This window comes from Taishania pollutisoli, assembly GCF_014518315.1.
GTDB lineage: Bacteria > Bacteroidota > Bacteroidia > Flavobacteriales_D > Crocinitomicaceae > Taishania > Taishania pollutisoli.
The window spans coordinates 1-20,891 of record NZ_JACVEL010000002.1 but is presented as its reverse complement, the minus strand read 5'-3'; the positions used below and the strand labels follow the sequence as shown (position 1 = coordinate 20,891).

Annotated in this window: 17 protein-coding genes; 9 read left to right on the top strand and 8 right to left on the bottom strand. The window is 40.8% G+C overall.

Annotated features, from left to right (window positions below; translation table 11 throughout):
* Positions 1–12: 12 nt before the first annotated feature.
* Entirely contained in the window at positions 13–1,461 is a 1,449-nt protein-coding gene (gene dacB, locus H9Y05_RS03185) for a D-alanyl-D-alanine carboxypeptidase/D-alanyl-D-alanine endopeptidase (protein ID WP_216713489.1), read from the bottom strand.
* Between the two features lie 80 nt (positions 1,462–1,541).
* Here dacB and H9Y05_RS03180 point away from each other — a divergent pair, with 80 nt between their 5' ends.
* The 7 genes from H9Y05_RS03180 (at position 1,542) to H9Y05_RS03150 (ending at position 10,985) form a co-directional block, all read left to right on the top strand.
* Entirely contained in the window at positions 1,542–2,729 is a 1,188-nt protein-coding gene (locus H9Y05_RS03180) for a glycosyltransferase (RefSeq protein ID WP_216713488.1), read from the top strand.
* Positions 2,713–3,492: a polysaccharide biosynthesis/export family protein gene (locus H9Y05_RS03175; protein WP_163491875.1), complete on the top strand. Its 780-nt coding sequence runs from the start codon at positions 2,713–2,715 to the stop codon at positions 3,490–3,492. The genes H9Y05_RS03180 and H9Y05_RS03175 overlap by 17 nt, the downstream gene beginning before the upstream one ends.
* 4 nt (positions 3,493–3,496) lie before the next feature.
* Positions 3,497–5,908 (top strand): exopolysaccharide transport family protein, encoded by a 2,412-nt coding sequence (locus tag H9Y05_RS03170; RefSeq protein WP_163491876.1) that lies wholly within the window; start codon positions 3,497–3,499, stop codon positions 5,906–5,908.
* The gene (rfbC, locus tag H9Y05_RS03165) at positions 5,908–6,453 is read left to right on the top strand and encodes a dTDP-4-dehydrorhamnose 3,5-epimerase (RefSeq protein ID WP_216713487.1); all 546 of its coding nucleotides are present in this window, start codon (positions 5,908–5,910) and stop codon (positions 6,451–6,453) included. Before H9Y05_RS03170 ends, rfbC begins: the two co-directional genes overlap by 1 nt.
* Positions 6,454–6,464: 11 nt before the next feature.
* Positions 6,465–7,529 (top strand): MraY family glycosyltransferase, encoded by a 1,065-nt coding sequence (locus tag H9Y05_RS03160; RefSeq protein WP_163491878.1) that lies wholly within the window; start codon positions 6,465–6,467, stop codon positions 7,527–7,529.
* A 76-nt stretch (positions 7,530–7,605) separates the two neighbouring features.
* Entirely contained in the window at positions 7,606–10,005 is a 2,400-nt protein-coding gene (locus tag H9Y05_RS03155) for a TonB-dependent receptor (RefSeq protein WP_216713486.1), read from the top strand.
* Between the two features lie 11 nt (positions 10,006–10,016).
* Positions 10,017–10,985, top strand: coding sequence for a DUF4249 domain-containing protein (locus H9Y05_RS03150; RefSeq protein WP_216713485.1), 969 nt, complete (start codon positions 10,017–10,019; stop codon positions 10,983–10,985).
* Here the strand turns inward: H9Y05_RS03150 and H9Y05_RS03145 are convergent.
* Positions 10,979–11,116, bottom strand: a complete 138-nt coding sequence (locus H9Y05_RS03145) for a hypothetical protein (RefSeq protein WP_216713484.1) — start codon at positions 11,114–11,116, stop codon at positions 10,979–10,981. The genes H9Y05_RS03150 and H9Y05_RS03145 overlap by 7 nt on opposite strands.
* A gap of 130 nt (positions 11,117–11,246) precedes the next feature.
* Here H9Y05_RS03145 and H9Y05_RS03140 point away from each other — a divergent pair, with 130 nt between their 5' ends.
* Both H9Y05_RS03140 and H9Y05_RS03135 read left to right on the top strand, forming a co-directional pair.
* On the top strand, positions 11,247–14,105 hold the full coding sequence (locus tag H9Y05_RS03140; protein WP_216713483.1) for a sensor histidine kinase: 2,859 nt from the start codon (positions 11,247–11,249) through the stop codon (positions 14,103–14,105).
* Complete coding sequence (locus H9Y05_RS03135; RefSeq protein WP_216713482.1) at positions 14,083–14,835, top strand: LytR/AlgR family response regulator transcription factor; 753 nt, start codon at positions 14,083–14,085, stop codon at positions 14,833–14,835. The genes H9Y05_RS03140 and H9Y05_RS03135 overlap by 23 nt, the downstream gene beginning before the upstream one ends.
* A gap of 173 nt (positions 14,836–15,008) precedes the next feature.
* Here H9Y05_RS03135 and H9Y05_RS03130 read toward each other — a convergent pair whose 3' ends face one another.
* From H9Y05_RS03130 to H9Y05_RS03105, 6 genes are all read right to left on the bottom strand, one after another.
* Positions 15,009–15,404 carry a hypothetical protein gene (locus tag H9Y05_RS03130; RefSeq protein ID WP_216713481.1) on the bottom strand — a complete coding sequence of 132 codons (396 nt, stop codon included), beginning with the start codon at positions 15,402–15,404 and terminating at the stop codon, positions 15,009–15,011.
* Between the two features lie 374 nt (positions 15,405–15,778).
* Positions 15,779–16,147 (bottom strand): hypothetical protein, encoded by a 369-nt coding sequence (locus H9Y05_RS03125; protein WP_216713480.1) that lies wholly within the window; start codon positions 16,145–16,147, stop codon positions 15,779–15,781.
* A 700-nt stretch (positions 16,148–16,847) separates the two neighbouring features.
* Entirely contained in the window at positions 16,848–17,345 is a 498-nt protein-coding gene (locus H9Y05_RS03120; protein WP_163492768.1) for a hypothetical protein, read from the bottom strand.
* Between the two features lie 8 nt (positions 17,346–17,353).
* Positions 17,354–18,661, bottom strand: a complete 1,308-nt coding sequence (locus H9Y05_RS03115) for a hypothetical protein (protein WP_216713479.1) — start codon at positions 18,659–18,661, stop codon at positions 17,354–17,356.
* A gap of 354 nt (positions 18,662–19,015) precedes the next feature.
* Positions 19,016–19,348, bottom strand: a complete 333-nt coding sequence (locus tag H9Y05_RS03110; protein ID WP_163492770.1) for a hypothetical protein — start codon at positions 19,346–19,348, stop codon at positions 19,016–19,018.
* Between the two features lie 442 nt (positions 19,349–19,790).
* Positions 19,791–20,891: RHS repeat domain-containing protein (locus tag H9Y05_RS03105; RefSeq protein WP_394366338.1), on the bottom strand; the 1,101-nt coding region annotated here is incomplete at its 5' end.

Genomic DNA, 20,891 nt, shown 5'->3' with positions numbered 1-20,891 from the left:
TCACGGGGTTTTTTATTGTTTTACCAATTCATTCATCAGTACCTCCATCTGCGTAGTTACATCTTTATTGGATCCGGTGTAGTTATTGACAATAAAAGCAAAAGCTATCTTCTTTCCGGAAGTTGTTTCAGCATATCCGGCGTAGGATTTCGTTCTTCTCATCGTACCGCTTTTGGCATGAATTTTCCCGTGAGCAGCCTGGTTTTTCGCTACATTTTTCAGTGTTCCACTAACACCTGCTACCGGCAGTGAGTTATAAAAATCCGCTTTACCTGTCGATGTATCCATATACACCAACAACTCACACATCGTTTTTGCATCAATAGCATTGGTTCTGGCAAGTCCGCTCCCGTCACTGAGGAATAAGGCATTCGTTTTCAGTTTTTCTTTCCAATAACTCTGCATGTAACCACTGGATTTTTCATGTGTACCGTCTCCTGTTTTTACATAGGAAGTCAATCGCATTAATCCCTCCGCAAATACATTGATGCTTTCATAATTTGTCTCACGTACAATTTCCCGGAGTGTTTTTCCGTTGTATTCTATCACCTTCTGCCACGTTCCCGCGGGAGGTGATAGATGGGTTAGCCGGGTACTTAGTGACGGTCCTTCATGCATTATTCCCATTTCGGATAAAACACGGTCAAATTCGATTCCCAACTGCAATTCCGGGTCAGGAAGACTTCCTTTTACCAGAAAGTCTGCCATATTTTGCGGGAGTGTTCCCCTCCCCTCTCTTACAAATGAATAAGGCGCTCCGAAGATGTACGAATTATCTCCCGATTTTGTAGAGGATACAACGTTGTTTATAAATTGTAATGCGTCTATCTTCGGAAAGGTATACACTAATTCTGCCGGTTTTCCTGCTGTGCTTGTTTTAAAGTGGTATTCCACTAAGTTATCATACAACATGATTCCTGAGAAATGTGCTCCGTAATAGTTACCGATATCTCCCCACAACCAATCATCAGGAACCCCTTCATAGCCAAATCCAGATCCGTCTGCATAAATGATTCCATTGATACTGCCGATTCCCTTTTTCTTCAGTTCCGATGCCCATTCCCTGAGAAATCCGTCGCGGTCATTCTTCGCAAAATATTTGCTTCCCAACGACATATCTCCCCCACCGATAATCCACACATCTCCGGTGAGTACGCTATCTTTAATCATTCCGTTGTAATACAGAGATGTTACAGGCCGGTAATCTCCTCCCAGCACATCCAGGGCAAGGGCTGTTGAAAACAATTTTGTCGTGGAAGCCGGAGCAAGCAATCGGCCTCCTCCATAGTCCATCAACACCTGTTTCGTATTGACATCTATGGCATAAACACCGATAGATGCATGTTCAAATTCAGGATGTGCTGCAAATTTATTAACAGTTTCCTGCAAGGATTGAGCTTCTCCCACAGAGCTATGAAAAACAAACAGGAAAAGGAAAACACGGACTGACTTTCTATTCATTTTATTTATTTATTGAAGGAAATTAACAATTCTGCACTACTTTTGCATGATTAACAGCAATTTTTTTACCATTTTTCAGTGTGAAGAAGATCAAAGTATTAAGAATCATCAATCGTTTTAATATCGGGGGTCCGACGTACAACGCAACATTCCTTACCCGTTTCCTGGGAGATGAATTCGAAACCTTGTTGATCGGCGGTCTACCCGAAGAGGGAGAGTCTGATTCACTTCACATCCTGGAACAATACGGTGTGCAACCGGTTTTATTGGATGAAATGCAACGAAAACCCAGTTTTTCATCAGACCGGAAAGCATACAAACGCATCCAACGAATCATTGAGGAATTTCAGCCTGATATTGTTCATACACATGCGGCAAAAGCAGGTGCGTTAGGACGAAGAGCAGCAAAAGCGGCAGGAGTTCCGGTCATTGTACATACGTATCACGGTCATGTTTTTCACGGCTATTTCAACCCGTTAAAAACGACTGTTTACAAAGCCATTGAGCGGCGACTTTCCAAATCGAGTACACGGATCATTGCCATTTCTTCGCTTCAGAAAGATGAACTGGTCAACACACACAAGGTATGTTCTGATCAACAAACAGTAGTCATTCCATTGGGATTTGACCTCTCTAAGTTCCATGAAAACAGAACTGAAAACAGGACAAAAACGCGCCGTCAATTTCACATTGCAGATGATGAGATCGCGATCGGGATTATCGGACGGCTTGCCCCCATTAAAAATCACCTCTTTTTCATTGATGTATTGAAAGAAATCTCACGGCAAACGACTAAAAAAGTAAAAGTATTCATCGTTGGGGACGGCACGGAAAGAGGAGCTATCGAGCAGCACATTGACGGTTTTAACTGGCCGGAAAATTTAACCATTCAACTAACTTCCTGGATCAGGGAAATTGAGGTTTTTAACCCCGGAATGGATATCATCTGCCTGTGTTCTAAGAACGAGGGGACACCTGTGAGTCTGATTGAAGCACAAGCTGCAAACGTACCCGTTATTTCTACCAATGTAGGAGGAGTTCGCGATATTGTAGCAGATAAAAAAACGGGGATTATTGTAACCTCCGGAACACAAACAGAGTATACAGAAAAGTTATTGGAACTGATTGAGAATGACGGACTCCGTTCAGCAATGTCACAATCAGGATGGGAGTACGTGAAAGAACAGTTTCATTATACCCGCTTAGCTAATGATGTTAAACAGTTGTACTTTAAATTATTGAACGAAAAAAATGTCATCCGTAAATAATCAAATAGTTGTCGTCTGCTGTGCAGTGATGTGCATCATTCTCTCCGGTTGCGGAATCAATTCCAACATTATGTTTAAGGAAGCAAAAGGCGATACGGTTCATTACGATTCAATACCGATGAAACCTACTCAGGATTACCTCATTTCCATCGATGACAAGATTAAATTTCAGTTATACACCAACGAAGGAGAGGTTTTACTGACTAACAATGCAGACGTTTCTCAAAAAAGTTTGACAGGAACGACCATGCAGGTCGAATACCTGGTGCGACGGGACGGAACTGCGGAGCTACCAAAGATCGGCAGCATCAAAATTCAGGGATTATCGGTTTCACAATGCGAAGATTTACTGGAAGAGTTGTATAGTTCCGAATACCAGAATCCGTTTGTACAGGTTCAGATTACCAACCAGCGCGTTGTTGTTTTCCCCGGAAACGGAAGTGATGCCAAGGTAATTTTACTGGAGAATAACAATACAACGCTCATGGAAGCACTGGCACAGGCCGGTGGTATTACGGAACGCGGTAAAGCTAAACGGGTAAAACTCATGCGAAGGAACGGAGATAAACGCAATGTATACGTACTTGACTTATCGACCATCGAAGGGTTGCAGTACGTGGATATGGTTGTCCAGGCAAATGATTATATTTATGTCGAACCGAATCCTCAGCTGGCACGGGAAGTTGTCAAAGAAGTCGCACCGATCATTACCATTCTGTCGAGTGCCGTTGTGATACTAACAGTTGTAAACCTGCTCAAATAAACATATGGCGGAAAATCAAAATAGTTTCATCATTAACAAATCGTACGACTCCTTGTTATTTCGTACGGTTCTCCGTCGTTTCTGGTGGTTGGTTCCGATTTTCATGGCATTCTTCTTTTTTGTTGCCATCATTTACCTGCGGTATACAAAACCCGTCTATGAATCACAGTTGATTTTACAGATTGAGAATGAAGACAATGCAAAAAATGTTATTGATGTAGAGAATATTAATTCCAAGAAAGACGTATTCTTTTCAGAAGTAGAGTTGCTCCGTTCGGAATTATTGTTCAAACAGGCAATGAACTCGCTGGCAATGAACGTCAGTATATTTTATAAAGGAAAAATACTCACGGAGGAGAAGTATAAACTCAGTAGTGTAAATGTACAACCCTACCACCTGAATGATTCTACCCTGGTGGGGACACCTGTCACGATTACCTATGTTAACCAACTGGTCAACCTCAACTATGTACACGAAGGGAAGGCATACACTGTAAAAGGAAAGTTAGGAGAACACCTTATTTCACAACATTTTGATGTCGTTGTGAAGTCGGAAAACATCAGCGCGTTTTTAGAAGAGACCGAATCAAATGAAATCTACTTCACGTTCAACAGCACACAAAGTTTATCAGAACGATTCATTCGGAACCTGTATGTCTTGCCTATTGATGAACGGGCACGAACAGTTTCAATTGCGTTTAAAGGAGATAATTCCAAGCTGTGTCACGACGTCACATTGGCCGTTGCCAATACATTCATTGATTATTCGGTCAAACTAAAGAAAAAAAGTTCGGAAAGCATTCTTCAGTTCATTGAAGTGCAACTGGATTCTCTTTCTACGGAACTGAAACGATCAAAAGACAGTTTGATGGACTACCAGCGTGAGGTGAATCTTTCCGATCCTGAAAAAGAAGGAGACCTGATGCAAACAGACGCTAACAAATTCCAGGAAGAATTGTTCAACCTCGAAGATGAACTCAGTACGTTGCAATTCATTAACCAACGTATGAATGAAAATTCAAATCGACTGGAAATCTACCGGATTCTACCGGAGCTTTTAGGGAAATCGTATGAATCAGCCATTGCCGGGCACATTGAAGCCCTTCACCTGCTGCTGGAAGAAAAGGAAGATGTATTATTTCGGCTAACCCCCGAAAGTTCGGAAGTCAAACGGATAGATAAAAAGATACAGGAAAAAATCAAACAGATTCTGCGCAGCTCCGATGCCATTGAGACACGCTTGAAATCCCGGGTGAAAATTCTGCGTTCTAAAATCAATGAACTGGAATCTGAATATTCCAATTTACCTGGTAAACGAATGGAGTTCAACCGCTTGAAAAACATCCAGGACCTGAATGAAAAATACTTTCAGTTGCTGACAGAGAAAAAAGTACAGTATTCCATTTCCGATGCCGGGTTCTCCACCAACAACCGTATTCTCTCGCAGCCTTCCGTAAGCAGTACACCAGTGGAACCGAAAGCCAACATGATTTATGTCAGTTTTACGCTGCTCGGTTTATTCCTGGGAATCGGGGTGTTGTTTGTCAAGTACGTAAGTTTTAATGAAATCAATCTGTTGGAGGACTTGCAGGCCATTCTTCCGGAAAAAGCTACCATCCTGGGAGGAATTCCACTTTCCAAACTAACGCTGGAACATTCACAGATTATCGTGACAAAAGCGCCCAAGTCAATGATGGCCGAAGCACTTCGGAAAATACGGATTAATCTGAGTTATATCCATCCCGATTACAAGACCATTGCAATCTCTTCTTCCATTTCAGGAGAAGGAAAGACATTTGTTGCCCTAAACCTCGCTGCAATTGTTGCTATGACCGGGAAGAAAACGATTTTGCTCGATCTGGATATGCGAAAACCCAAAGTCCACCTGGCATTCGGGTTAAACAATGAACACGGAATGAGCAATCTGATCATCGGAAAAATCAGCCTGGAGGAAGCAATTGTCAAAGATGTGGACATCAACCTGGACATTATCACTTCGGGACCTGTTCCTCCTAACCCGGCAGAATTACTCTTGAGCGACCGCTACAAACAGTTAATTGAGCAACTCAAAACGGTTTACGACATCATTGTGATCGACAATCCCCCAATCGGACTCGTTTCGGATGGTGTACAGGTACTTACGGAAGCAGATATACCGATTTATGTATTCAAATCACAGTATTCCAAACGAAATTTTGCATACCGTATCCGGGAGTTATTTGAAATGCAACAACTCAAATCGCTCAATATCATTTTGAACGGTGTCGCCAACACGAAACGAAACATGTATGGTTACGGATATGGATATGGTTACGGAGAAGGATATGGTGGTTACATGGACGACGAGGATAAGCTGGCTGAATTGAAAACGACCAGCAAGACAAAAAAATTCATTAAAAAATTATTCCGAAGATAATGCAGGTAGTCCACCCATACATCGAAGGCCTTTTAGTATTAACTCCCCGGAAATTTGAAGATGAAAGAGGCTATTTTACGGAGAGTTTCAATCAGCGGGTATTCAATGAACTTGTCGGGGCAGACATTCGTTTTGTTCAGGACAATGAATCTGTTTCATCCAGGCATGTACTGAGAGGACTGCATTTTCAAAAACCTCCTCATGCGCAGGGGAAATTAGTGCGTGTAAGCTCCGGAAGTGTTTTAGATATTGCGGTAGACCTCCGGAAGGATTCGCCGACATTCGGGAAATGGCATGGCGAGATCTTATCGGCAGCAAACGGAAAACTTTTCTGGATTCCGGAAGGTTTTGCACACGGATTCATCGCACTGGAAGATCACACCAAGTTTTTGTACAAATGCACTGATTACTACGCCCCTGATTCTGAGGGAACTTTACGTTGGAATGATCCGACGTTGAACATCGATTGGGGAAATAATCATCCCATTGTGTCGGAAAAAGATAAAAAAGGTCGTATCTTTGAGGAATTGAATTCTCCTTTTTAGTCCTATTCACGATGAAAGAAACGCTCTTACAGCTAGTCGCATTCTGTGCCGGTGGTATTTTGGCCGCATACATCTGTAATTTACTCTTACTGAATTTTTCACAATCTCTGGGCATCCGGAATAAAAATGACATTACGGTGAGGTGGAGCAACCAATCCAAGCCGTCTTTGGGAGGGATCAGTTTTTTTGTCGTATTCATCTTCTGTATTTTTGCATTTTCTGTTTTTGCGCACGATGAAAATATTTTTCACGATCTAAAATTCATTGGTTTATTTGTATCGGGGACACTTGCTTTTTTAATGGGATTGGCAGATGATGCCTACAACACAAAACCATTGATTAAATTGTCTGTTCAAATCCTCTGCGGAGTGATTTTTATTTACACCGGAACAATTATCAGCATTACCTCCGTTGAATGGCTGAATTACCTGGTCACCATATTTTGGGTCATTCTGTTGATGAACTCACTGAATATGCTGGACAATATGGACGGTATTACCGGAACAGTCGTTTTGTTTATTATCATTACCTGTTTGGGATCCGACTGGATGTTGAACGGCATCAACAGCAGTTTCTGGTCCGTAATCAATTGTGCGATGGTGGGTGGATTATTGGGGTTCTTATACTTCAACATTCATCCGTCCAAAATCTTTATGGGCGATGCCGGGTCTCAGTTTATCGGGTTGTACATTGCGTTTATTACCATTGATGACCTGTGGATGGTGGGTGCCCGACAGGGATTGCACAACGGAATCGGTATGGTACTGGTTGCCGTTTGTTTTACCGCACCGTTTTCCGACACGCTGACGGTCGTCATTAACCGCTTGAAGAAAGGACAATCACCAATGGTCGGCGGGAAAGATCACACCACGCACCACCTGGTTTACTCAGGGCTAAAAGACCGGCAGGTTTGGTATGTTTTCCTGGCGATTGCTTCGGTTGCTTGTTTACTCACTTTATCCATGCTCTACCTCCTCAAAATCGGCTACACGCTCGCCTTGTTATTCTTTGTATTTTATACCCTGATTGTATTTTTAATCCTCTACCGGAAAACCCTTCGGTATCCGCAAAAGTAAACCAGTTAATTAACATCTTTTGGTGCAACGAGTTTGCTTTTTGTTTGTACTTTTGTCGGGAGAAAACAGCACTCCAATGTATAGACAGCTACTCGTAATTCTGTTCATATTTCCATTCGTCATTTCCGCACAGGAAAAGATCACCATTTCCGGTTCAATCACCAATTTTGAGGATGGTGAGACAGTCATCGGTGCAAAAGTTACATTCCGCGGTTTATCTGTCGGAGCAGTAAGCAACAGTTACGGTTTCTATTCCGTCTCCGTTCCCAGGGGAGCGCAAACGATGGAAGTTGTCGCTACCGGACTGGAGAAACAAACGATCACTGCCAATTTTCAACGTGATACGACCATTCATTTCGAATTAAAAACTCCTGCAACACAAATTGACGAGTTGATCGTGAGTGCAAAGCAATCGGAAAATGTAAAATCGGCCAATATGGGTCAAATTGAGCTTCAGATTGAAGAAATCAAAAAACTTCCCGCATTCATGGGAGAAGTTGACCTGATTAAAGCCATTCAGTTACTGCCCGGGGTTTCTTCCGCCTCTGAAGGAGGGCAAGGGTTTTACGTTCGCGGTGGCGGCCCTGATCAAAACCTGGTGTTGCTGGATGAAGCAATTGTATACAATGCCTCTCACCTTTTCGGCTTTTTTTCTGTTTTTAACCCGGACGCTGTCAAAAACGTTAACCTGATAAAAGGAGGAATGCCGGCCAATTACGGCGGGCGACTTTCTTCCGTACTGGAAGTAAACATGGTGGAAGGAAATAAGAAACAATTTGGTGTCAAGGGTGGATTGGGAGTCATCTCCTCCCGGTTGGCCGTGGAAGGTCCGATTAAGAAAGACCGCGGATCGTTTATGATTTCGGGAAGAAGAACCTACATCGACTTGCTGATGAAAGCCTTTATTCCCAAAAGTTCTTCCTTCTACGGATCCGGTTATTATTTCTACGACCTGAATTTCAAGGCCAATTATAAACTCTCCGAAAAAGATCACATTTACCTGAGTGGGTATTTCGGGAAAGATGAATTCAAATACGACAACCGAAAAGATAATTTCATGGTGAGCATGCCGTGGCAGAACGGAGCTGCATCCCTGCGATGGACACACCTGTTCGGCCGGAAATTATTTATGAACGTTGCTGCGACCTTCTCGCACTATAATTTTTCTTTTATTTCAGAACAGGATGAATTGCAACTCAAACTAACGTCCGGAATCAACGACGTGGGTGGGAAAGTTGATTTTTCTTATTTCCCCGGAAACAACCGGCATACCATCAAATTCGGAGCACAGTATACGTATCATGTTTTCACTCCCACCAGTGTTTCTGCGGAACAGGATACGACAGTATTTGATACGGGAAAAGGACAAAGTCTATACAGTCATGAAACAGGATTGTATGTACTGGATGAATGGGACATTACTGAAAACTTCCGGCTGAATGCGGGATTGAGGTACAGCACCTTTACACATACAGGACGGTTTACGCGGTACGTTAAAGGTGATATTTCCACTCCTGACTCAACAATTGAGTACGGTCGCGGAGATGTTGTTTCGTTTTACCAGGGACTGGAACCACGTATTTCCATGCGGTATCTGCTCCCGGACAACAGTTCTATCAAAGCCGGATTTGCGTACAATTATCAATACATCCACCTGGCTTCGATCAGTGCCGTTTCGCTCCCGACAGATATCTGGTACCCGACAACGGATATTGCTCGCCCGCAAAAGGGATGGCAGGCAGCGATCGGTTACTTTCGCAACTTCGCGGATGACATGTTTGAGTCTTCTGTTGAATTGTACTACAAGGGAATGAACAATCTTGTTGAATTCAAAGAAGGGGCGTTGCCAACAGACAATGTGAATGACAATACGGACAACCTGCTCGCATTTGGCAGAGGATGGAGTTACGGAGTCGAGCTCTTTTTCAAGAAAACACGTGGAAAATTCACCGGGTGGGTCGGTTATACCTGGGCGAAAACAGAACGAAAGTTTGAAGCATTAAATGAAGGAAAAGTCTTCCCCGCAAAATACGACCGGCGACACGATTTATCTGTTGTCGGGAACTATGACATCAACAAACGGTGGAGCCTGGGAGCTGCCTTTGTCTATGCAACGGGAAATACACTGACACTTCCGAATGCCTGGTACATGCACAACCAGGATTTGCTGTTCCAGTATGGAGCCAGAAATTCAACGCGGATGGCACCCTATCATCGATTGGATCTATCTGTTACCTGGTATGACAAAGAATTTAAGGAAAAGCTGGATCCGGCCACCGGAGAAAAAGTTGCCGTAAAAAAACGGTTCAGAAGTAATTGGGTTTTGTCGGTGTACAATGTCTACAGCAGGGCGAATCCTTACTTTTTGTACGTAGACGGCGACGGGAATTTTATGGATGGTGACTTTCAGATCAAGGTGAAACAGGTGAGTTTGTTCCCGATCATCCCGAGTATTACATGGAATTTTGAATTTTAAAACCAGTGAACATGCGCAACATATTTCAACAGTTCTTTCCGGCCGGTTTACTCTTTTTGGTAATCGTGTCGTTGATTTCCGGTTGCACCAAGGAGGTGGAAATCGATATCCCGGGGTTTAAAGAGCAACTTGTCATTGATGGTTCCATTGAGCCGGGAATGCCACCTATTGTCATCATTTCCCGTTCAAAGGACATTTATTCCCCGACAAATATCGAAGCATTTTTATCCGGTTTTGTAACCGATGCAGCGGTTTATGTCAGTGACGGCACAAATGAATACCAGTTGACCCTGCTCTGTTCCAATGACCTTCCCCCGGGGACGGAAGAACTGGTTGCCGGATTCCTGGGAGTTACCCCCGAGCAATTGGCTCAATTGAATATTTGTGCGTATACCAGTATGAATCCTGCTATTTGGGGACAGGCCGGGAAAACCTATCACCTGCGGATCGAACACGAAGGAAAAAGTTATACCGGTACAACGCAGATTCTACCGCCACACGCATTGGATTCACTTTGGTGGCAGGAGGAAAATGAGAATCCGGGATATGGATTTTCGTACGCCCGGCTCAGTGACCCCACAGATGTGTATGATGCGTACAAATGGGAAGTAAAACGGATTAATGTGGTCGACGGAAAACCAATTGACGGATATTACAAACCGACGTTTTCACCGGTATTTGAAGATGAATTTTTTGATGGAAAAACATTTGATTTCTATTATGAAAACCCCTGGACGATGGGCGATCAAAGTATCGATTCAAAGCAACGGGGACGCTATAAAGCGGGAGACACCGTGGTTGTAAAATTCTCAAAAATAGACGAAGGCGTTTATGATTTTCTCTATACGAAAGTAGCTCAGGCACTATCCAGCGGCAATCCTTTTGCTTCCTCAATGAATGTGAAAACCAACCTGCAAGGAGGATGCCTGGGCGTATGGGCCGGGTATTCACCGGTCTACGACACACTGGTGTGTCAGTAAGCAAGCCGGCTTCTGTGTTCTAATTGTTCACCTGCCAGGTAGTGCAGAGGTAATAGATGTTGCACGCTGTGGTTATTTAACCCGGAATGAGCCCATTGCCCTGAAACAGGAATGTAATCGGCTCTTTTCACGATTGAATCATAGAATATACAGGTTCCACATTTAAATAAATAACGCTAAAAAATTCCGGGATTAAACATTATTTTTATCTTCCATTCGTTACATACATGTAACAGGGCATACATAATACTAAATACCGGCATGCGACTCTTTCTTACGACTAATTTAATTTGTATCTGCATAGCTGCCGGTTATTCTCAAACCAATCTGCATACCGTTCAATATACTACACAATCCGGAATGCTTTCCAATACGACGTACTACGGACTTTTTGACCGGGATAATTTTTTATGGATCTGTCAGAATCACGGGTTGTCCCGCTTTGACGGAACGCATTTTACAAATTTCACCGTTGAAGACGGTTTACCGGACAATGATATCATTTATGTTACAGAAGATTCAACCGGAACCATCTGGGCACAACCTTTTCAGCGGGAACCTGCATTTCTCAAAAAAAACGCAGTCCGTTTTCAAACGATACGCACCATTATTCATCCCGATACAGTAAAAAAAGATCAGTCTTATCGCGTGTTCCCTTTACGGGATGGCAAGGTTGGCCTGATCAGTGAGAACGGGGTTATCCGCATTATTCAGCACAATCGTTTGCTTACTTCTTACTTTCTTCGATCGCGCTTTCCCGGGATATATCTTCATTACCACAATGCTTTCCTGTACGAAACACATGACAAAAAGATGATTTTGTTTTGTTCCCTGAACAAATTCACCTTTGATCTGACTCAACGCACCGTGAAACAAGAACCCTTTTACGGGTATTTACGGGTTGAATCATTTGGCGAGTGGATTTGCTTTCAATCTGTTTTAAATGGCCCTCCTCTCTTGTGCCTGAACAGCAGGACAGGAGAACAAATTTCGATTCCCCTCACCCGATCCGTTCATCGTTTCGGGGTGTTCAAAACGGGTGTTTTAATCAATCCGGAGGAAGCCAGCCTGTTATTTTTTGATTTTAAAACCCGGAAAGTAGTCGAACTGCCGGAACACGTTATTCTGGCACACGCAACTGAGAATAAAGCGGGTGATGTCCGTGTTTTATTCTCTGCCGACAACGGGATCCGGGTTCAGAATCAACCTTCCGGAACAGAAGAACAATTCCAGGGAAAGATTCCCGGATTTTTCCACTTGCAAAAGAACCAGTTATACGTAAGCGACTTTATCGGAAATCTGCTCAATTTGCCAGATGGATCTGTCAGAAACATTACTGCCGGAACTTATGATGTCGGAGTATTTTCCGAACAGGTCAACGGGAAGGATCTGGTATATGGAAATTCAACAATTATCATTTCCAACCCGGATGAATTGATCTACGACGCTGCTAACATGATGGGCGTAAAAGCGGTTAGCATTCTGAATGATTCTATTCGCTATGTGGCAACACGAAAAGGTGCTTTTTGGTTCAACAACAAGACCAGGAAAGCAAAATTACTCTACCTGGGACGTTCAACTGCCATCAGTCCCGGACCCAATGGATCCGTCTTTATCGGCACGATCCAGGGATTGATTGAGCGGACAGCATCCGGGGAACTAATTAACTGGAGTGATGCAGGAACATTCAACCCGATCCGCATCACCGACCTGAGCTTCCGAAACGGCATTTTGTGGGTGGCGACAGCCGGTGAAGGTCTGAGTGCTGTATACAATGGAAAAGCACACCTCATTCTCAACGCTGAAAACGGCACGTCCCGCAATCATATTGAAACAATTGAAGCGAGTGATAACGGGCAGCTCTACATCGGGTATATCAACGGAGCACAACAATTGTCCTACACATTTTCGGGAGGAAAGCTACACATAGAGGACCTGACGGAACTTCCTGTTTTCAGAGGGGAAGGTATCCGTAATTTCTTTTTTCATGCCGACACCATGTACGGTTTAAGTACCAGCAGCCTGTACCGTTTTGATACACGAACGAAAATTCCTGTCCGGTCTTTTCAACTCCAAATTACCCGGGTATTACTCAATAAGACGGCACTGACGATTCAACCCCGGACGGCATTAGCTTCCGGAAAATATGACCTGCAGGTTGAATTCTCGACACAGAATTATCAACGACTTCCAGTCCGCTATCGCTACCGGGTCAATACCGGCAACTGGATATACGTGTCAGACGGAAGTCTCTCTCTTGATCAACTCGGATCAGGGAACTACCGGATTACAATCCAGGTGCTGAACAATTACAACCGTCCTTCCGATTCGTATACCCTTACGATTTCGATTGCTTATCCGTTTTATGTTCAGAACTGGTTCCTGGTTGCGATGGGATTCTGCCTGATCATACTGCTTTACCTGCTGGTTCGCTACTTTACGAAGCGGCATTATCAAAAACTGAATGATGAATTGTTACAGCAAAACAAACTCAGGGAACTGGAACTGGTAGCTCTGAAGGCACAGATCAATCCGCATTTTGTTTTTAACTGCCTGAATTCGATCAAAAGCCTCATGTATCAAAAACGGATAGGGGAAGCCGATCGTTACATCGACCGTTTTGCAACGCTTTTTCGAAATACACTGGAGGCATCGTTTGAACGTAATTACCCGCTTTCTTCGGAAATCAGTTACCTGCAGGCTTACCTGGAAATTGAGCAGCTGAGCTCGAACAACGGGTTTAATTTTGAGTTAATCCTCTCTCCTTCTCTTGATCCCGAGCGGATTTTTATTCCCGCCATGTTGCTGCAACCGCACGTAGAAAATGCAGTCAAACACGGTGTTTCTGCACGCAATGATAAACAGGGACTGATCACTGTTTCATTCGACTTACAAGGTGAGCGACTTGTGTGTACTGTTCGCGACAATGGTCCGGGATCTGTGCGGCAACCTCTTCCGAAAGAATCACATCTGCATACAGGAAAAGGGATCTCCATTACTGAAAAAAGAGCACAATTGTATGCAATAGACACGGCATTCATTGAACACGCTACCGGAGGACGGTCTGTGATACTAACACTTCAAATTACGTTACAACATGATTCAAGCGCTTGTTATTGACGATCAGGAAATCAATTGCATCCTGGTAAAAGGATTACTTGAAAACTTCTTCCCGGATCGCATCCGGCCGTATGCCACATCTAACCTTGCTGAAGCACTGGAATTGATAACAACGCTTCAACCGGAGTTACTTTTTCTAGATATCAGCATGCCGGAAATGGATGGTTTCGAGTTGCTTCAACATGTCCGGAAACAGCAGAAAGCAGAAGTCATTTTCGTGACAGCTCATGATGCATTCGCACTGGATGCATTCGACCACCAGGCAATCGGTTACATTACCAAACCCATTGTTTCTGAAAAGTTTGTCCGAACCGTCTCCCGCGCCATTGAGCTCATTCATCAAAAGACCAATACGGGATTGGTAGAAACACTCAAAAAGGCAATTATTACATCTGGAAACAACCAGGATAAACGGATTACTCTCACCAGTCAGAAAGGATTAACGTTTGTAGATCCTGCGCATATTTTGTACTGTGAGAGCAGCGGTAATTACACCACTTTTTTTCTTGTTAACCGGGAGCAAATTGTTGTCAGTAAGCAAATCGGGAGTTTTGTTTCAAAACTGGAGTCACACTCCATCATCCGTGTCCACGACCGCTACCTGGTGAATCTGCAGCATGTAACTTCTTACATTCGCGGTAACGGTGGATTATTGGTATTGATCAACGGTAAGGAAGTTCCGGTTTCTGTGAGAAGGAAGAATGATCTGCTGCACTTTTTTGATGAATGATCAGTAGGATGTTAAATTGACCACCGGTTCATGGATTGGTGGAGCTATTAACTGGGGTAATTACCTCGAATTTTTCTTTTCTTCAGACGAGATGCATTAAAATGGAGACATTTCATCAGGTGCGGGTTGGGAATATTAGCAATTTATATCACTACATTGATAACACTACCACCTTATTGACTCCCTTCCTTAATAATCTGCTTCGTCCTTGGGTCTATTTCGTAATAAACGTATAAATCTATAGTCATCAGCTGTTTGAAATATCCAATACGAATAAAATCTTGGTCTTTAAAATCATATCCGCTTTTTTCAAATGCCGAAATTATTCGATCATTATATGGCTTAAAATCGGTTGAATCATCAATATTTGAAAGATCGACAAAAAAAGCCTTTTTTGTATTCTCATTTGTTGTTTTTTGGTGGAAAGAATATTGAAAATCTTCTAATTTCAATTCATTGATGATTTCATCAATCTCCTTTTTTGATTCATTGTTTAACTTTTTCATTTCCGGCAAATTGCATGAATTAACCAATAAGAGGATTAATGCTAAATAATTTATTTTTCTCATATTTCTTAGTTCTCTTTTATTTTCATAGTCGCTGTGACCGAAATTCTTGATTTGCCGGTAGAAATGTCAACAGAAATTTTAAGACAGATTGTAGCCTTTCCAGTTTTAGGGAAGTTTACAAACGGTGAACCAACCATACAGGTTACATTCCCGAAGGTACACACTATTATTGTATTGCCGTATATCAACATTTCATCAGGTGCAGATTTAATACACGTGATACGAAAATGCAGCTTTTAAGATACCTGTTTTGCGTTATTTTGATTAGAATTATACCACAGGTATTGGAAAAAATAAAAAGTAATTTACCCCTGATTTTTAAATGATTAACCTTACAAAAAAAAAAAAAATAACTCAGGTGAAAGTTTGGAACCTTACCTGTTGCCTTCACATAGATTATAAAACATATCCAATGCTTTGAGAAATTCACCCTCTAATGTATGCTTATCAAACACATCCACACTAAAAACAGGATTATCCCAATCATGATTTTTAATAATATATATAACAAAACATTCCCCACCATTTTTAGAATACCATCCAACATCTAATCCATATCTGCCGTTTTCAAAATCTAACTGAAACAAATCTTCTGTCAAAAAATGATCATTAATAACAAACGGAGTCGGTATATTTACTAACTCATCTTTATTTATTTTTCCATATTTAAAAATCATTTCTACGCAACTTTCTTTTGTTGGTTTGCCATACTCTGCTTTTGTTATTGGATGTAAGTTTCCCATTTTGTTGCTTTCCTGCTTTTATACAGGAAGACGAACATCTCAAACATTCCATATTCTTTGGGGTTCATACTGTATTCGTGAATTCCTACCACCTGTTAAATGATTTCACCTGCTAATCTGATACACCTGATAAAAAATTTGCAAATAAATCAATTTTAACGAACGAACTCCATACAAAATAAGTAAAACCCCACCTGAAAAAATGCTTTTTGGGGTGTTTTTTGGCTTTCAAAGAATATAAAAATTTGTAAAACAGGAAATTAAATTTTTACCTGCTAATCTGATACGCGACCTACCTAATGTTCAGATAATGAGGACACGTTTATATCATGAAGAACAGTCGATTTATATTTTATCTCTACACCTTCTATTGTAATAGACATTCCTAATTTGTTCGCACACTTCATAGAATACATACCAACTGGCAAAGACATAAACATTATCCCCTCCCCTATTGACCTACTAATAACTTGCTCATTTAATGAGTTATAAAAGACTATTTCAAAGGTATCTTTAGACAAATTATTTATAGAATATATATACAATATAGATCTTAAAAATCCATTATTATTCTGTCCATACAAAGTGAAAGAAAATAATATTAACATTCCGGAAAATAATAACTGCTTCATTTATTCAATTTTAATGTTCAATAAAAATTCTATTAATTCGCATATTTTTTAACATACTTGATAGCCGCTTAAAGATTAAAACCAATGGTCCAATGGATAGACAAAATGCCAAAACCCCAAACTCCTAAATGGAAGAAAATGATATACAAATAATGCCATTGTGAGAACGGTTGTTTTTCAAATTTTTTAAAATACGTTAAATAAATATCTTTTTTCCATAAAAGCCAGTAATTAAGCAAGTACGATAATAATAAGACCCCAGTTATAAAATACTTAATATCTTCTTTTATTTTATAATTAATCAAAACAGTCACGTACAAACAAATAATGCTAAAAATAACTACAGTTGTCAAAAACATATGGCTAAAAGCAAAACCTAGATTAAAGCCCATTTCCTTATGATCAATGCTAGAAGCAGCTGCATTTAGTATTTCCTTTTTTTTCTTTTTTAGTTTAGGGAAAATAAAAAAGATTATGTAGCTTAATGGTCTCTGAAAATACTTAACTCCAATTACATTCAATAATTTATGCTGTAGATAAAATAGATAATTCCAATATCTTTCCATAATGAATATTACTTAACAACATTTTCAATAATGGCCTCTGAGGCTGCTTCTCCGCCCCAACTTCCGAAAAATGCACCAGCAACCCCTCCTATAAATCCTCCTATTACTGTACCAACTCCCGGAATAAAAGATCCTATAGTTGCACCAGTTAAAGCCCCCCCCCAAGCACCAGCGGCAGCTCCACCAGCACCACCAGCTACCCCTACTGCTTCTTTTATTGTATTCTTCCCAATAGTATTACCATCTTTAACAAAGCCTTCCCCCACTTCTAAAATATCCAATACATTTCCAACTATGGGGGCATTCTTTATTAGTCCTTTGGTCAAATTTTTACCAAATACCCGTTCGGTTTTAGTATATTGATTTCCTCCCCAAGCATTATCGTAATATTTGATCTCTCCTGTGCTTTTTAGTGGAGTGGTTGTTTTTCTTAATTTATCTCCTCGTTTCCCAAATTCTTCAACACCGTCCACCGTTGGACCAGCCAGATCTCCGGCTATAGAACCAAATGTTGATTCTGCTTGGATTTCAGACCCTTTGTTATCAGAAACTAACGGCACTCCATAATCATTCCCGCTCTCCATAGGCGAACACCCACTGTTCATTGATTCAATTTGCTGTTCAAATTCAACAAAAACATAATGAAAGTCTCCCAAGTCAGTAAATTGACCATCTTTAATTACACCTACACCCGTTGTAAACTGATCACCACGTAATTCATAATCAAAAATGTCTTGACCTCCATATTGATCTTGATACTTAGCAGGCTCCAACCCCTCTAATTCAATAGCATCCAGAACCCTATTTCCACTAAACGCATACGGTGAATAATATGGATACTTTTTTGCCAACGGATCCACAGCAAAGAACCTACCGATTCTCGGGTCGTGCATTCTGTATTTGTAGTTTACACTATTTCCCGTGCCTTTTATCTCATCGTCGATTTCCTGATTTTGAAACCCATATCGATACCCATCCCCATCGTTTCCATTCCTTCCGGGCATCTGCATCCCATACGGAAAGTAATCACTGTAACTCACCACATCTGCCAGGTAGTGTGCTACATGGTTTGTTCCGTCATTCTCCGGAAGCTTGCGGTCTGTGATCACCTGCAAGACATTCCCCAGATGATTCGACAGTTCATACCGCTTGTCACCATAGGCATTATCCAACATACCACTGTAGTTAAACGGTGCTGCCTGTGTTAATACCATATTTACTTGCTCCTGCTCCAATCTCGATGATCCATAAAGGTTTCGTTCTGAAAGATACACATTATATACCGTATTTCCACCAATGGTATATCGATAGTTCATCAGGTGCAAATTTGGAACACATGATACGAAAATGCTGCTTTTAAGATCCCTGTTTTGCATTATTTTGATTGAAACGACACCACAGGTAGTGGAAAAAACAAAAAACCAGAAATAAATTATTCCTGGTTTTCAATTGATTAATCTTATAAAAATAACTCAGGTGCAAATTTGGAACATTACCAAAAATTTGCAAATAAATCAATTTTAACGAACGAACTCCATACAAAATAAGTTAAACCCCACCTGAAAAAAATGCTTTTGGGGTATTTTTTGGCTTTCAAAGAATATAAAAATTTGTAAAACAGGAAATTAAATTTTTACCTGCTAATCTGATACGCGACCCCCATTACCACATTACCAATAATACCTTGCATCAGCCTGAATTATCTCACCATTATTATTCAATGATATAGTAAAATCGTAATAGTTCTCATGACATCCTATTACTTTAACAGAAATAATTGAACCTACATTAACCGCTACTAATTCAGCTTTTTTAATTTTTGTTATTTCTAAAAGATATTCATCTTCCTTAATCCACGTCACTTTTGATTTAATTTTGCCTCTATCAAAATATTCTGTTTGACTATTCTTTTTTCTAATTATAATTGTCTCCCCATCAGAAGCAAAATGTGTAAATCTTCCCTCTTTGATATTTTCCAAGCATACTGATTGAGCAAACGTCATCTTAAACGATAAGATAAAAGTAAAGGATATTATGAATTTTATCATTTTATGAGTAAAAATATTTGTTATAATAAGCTATTAAAAAAAAAGAACCGAATTCAACTAAAATTGCAGCTATAAAAAACGCTATTCGTAAGAAATAAATTTTTGCAAAAGAATAACTTGAAATTCTCTTATCTATCTTAAATCCAAAGAAAAAATAATATGCAAGAGTATAAAAAAGAGCAAGTGTCGATGATATAACTAGAGCACTTTTAAGGTCTAATCCAAATGGAACTAACATAAGATTAAAAATTCCTCCTAACCCAAACACTAAAAATGGAATATAAAATCTCAAAAAGACTATGTCAGATTGAGTGCTTAATCGAAATATTGAATAAAAATAGTTCATTATAATTAATTACTGATTTTTTATATCATTAACATTATTTCTCCTTTTAAGTTAAAAACTCGGTGCAAGTGCCGATTTGTCAACTCTTGTGTTATCTATATTTTCTCTCTTTGATTTTTCTTCTCGTGTCTCGGATGGAGGTGAATCTTGTTTTTTAAACCCAAAGATATCTTCTAGAACATCCAATATCGGAAATTTGCTTACATACCACAATGCACCAACAGCTTTACCAATTGGATGGGGTTGAATGATTAGTTCATCTGCAACAGCATCTCCAATAAATTCAGTTACATCCTCCCCCGCTTTTTTCAATTTTTGGGTTGCTCCAGATTCAGTATAATCTTTCACTCCATCAACAACATTAGATGCCATTTCGGTTATTTCCAAAGCATTAAGAGTTCCATCTATCACCTTAACAGGAGTAGTTAGATTGGTTCCTGTTTTCTTAGAAATAGATTCAGCTATAGTTAGACCTTTTCCAGCGGCATCAGTCATTTTATCTGCCCCATCGTTACTATTTTGTTTTTGGGGTGCTGGACTTGCAGCCTTAGGATTAACAGGAGTATGATTTGGAGTTCTTGCTTCTGTAACTGTTTTCTGATTTCCTAAATAATATCCGACGTATTCTGATTTTGAAGCTGCAGCAGTTGCTTTAACAATCTCTTGATTGTATGGACCTACTAAAGGAGATTGATATAAGTTCCCTCCTTTTCGCATTATAAAAACTTCCAATCCTTCCAGCTCAATACCATCTATTAGCCTGTTCTCACTAAATGCATACGGGCTATTATACGGGTACTTCGATGCAAGCGGATCCACTGCAAAGAACCTTCCCAACCTCGGGTCATGCATCCGGTATTTGTAGTTTACACTATTTCCCGTGCCTTTTATCTCATCGTCGATTTCCTGATTTTGAAACCCATATCGATACCCATCCCCATCGTTTCCATTCCTTCCGGGCATCTGCATCCCATACGGAAAGTAATCACTGTAACTCACCACATCTGCCAGGTAGTGTGCTACATGGTTTGTTCCGTCATTCTCCGGAAGCTTGCGGTCTGTGATCACCTGCAAGACATTCCCCAGATGATTCGACAGTTCATACCGCTTGTCACCATAGGCATTATCCAACATACCACTGTAGTTAAACGG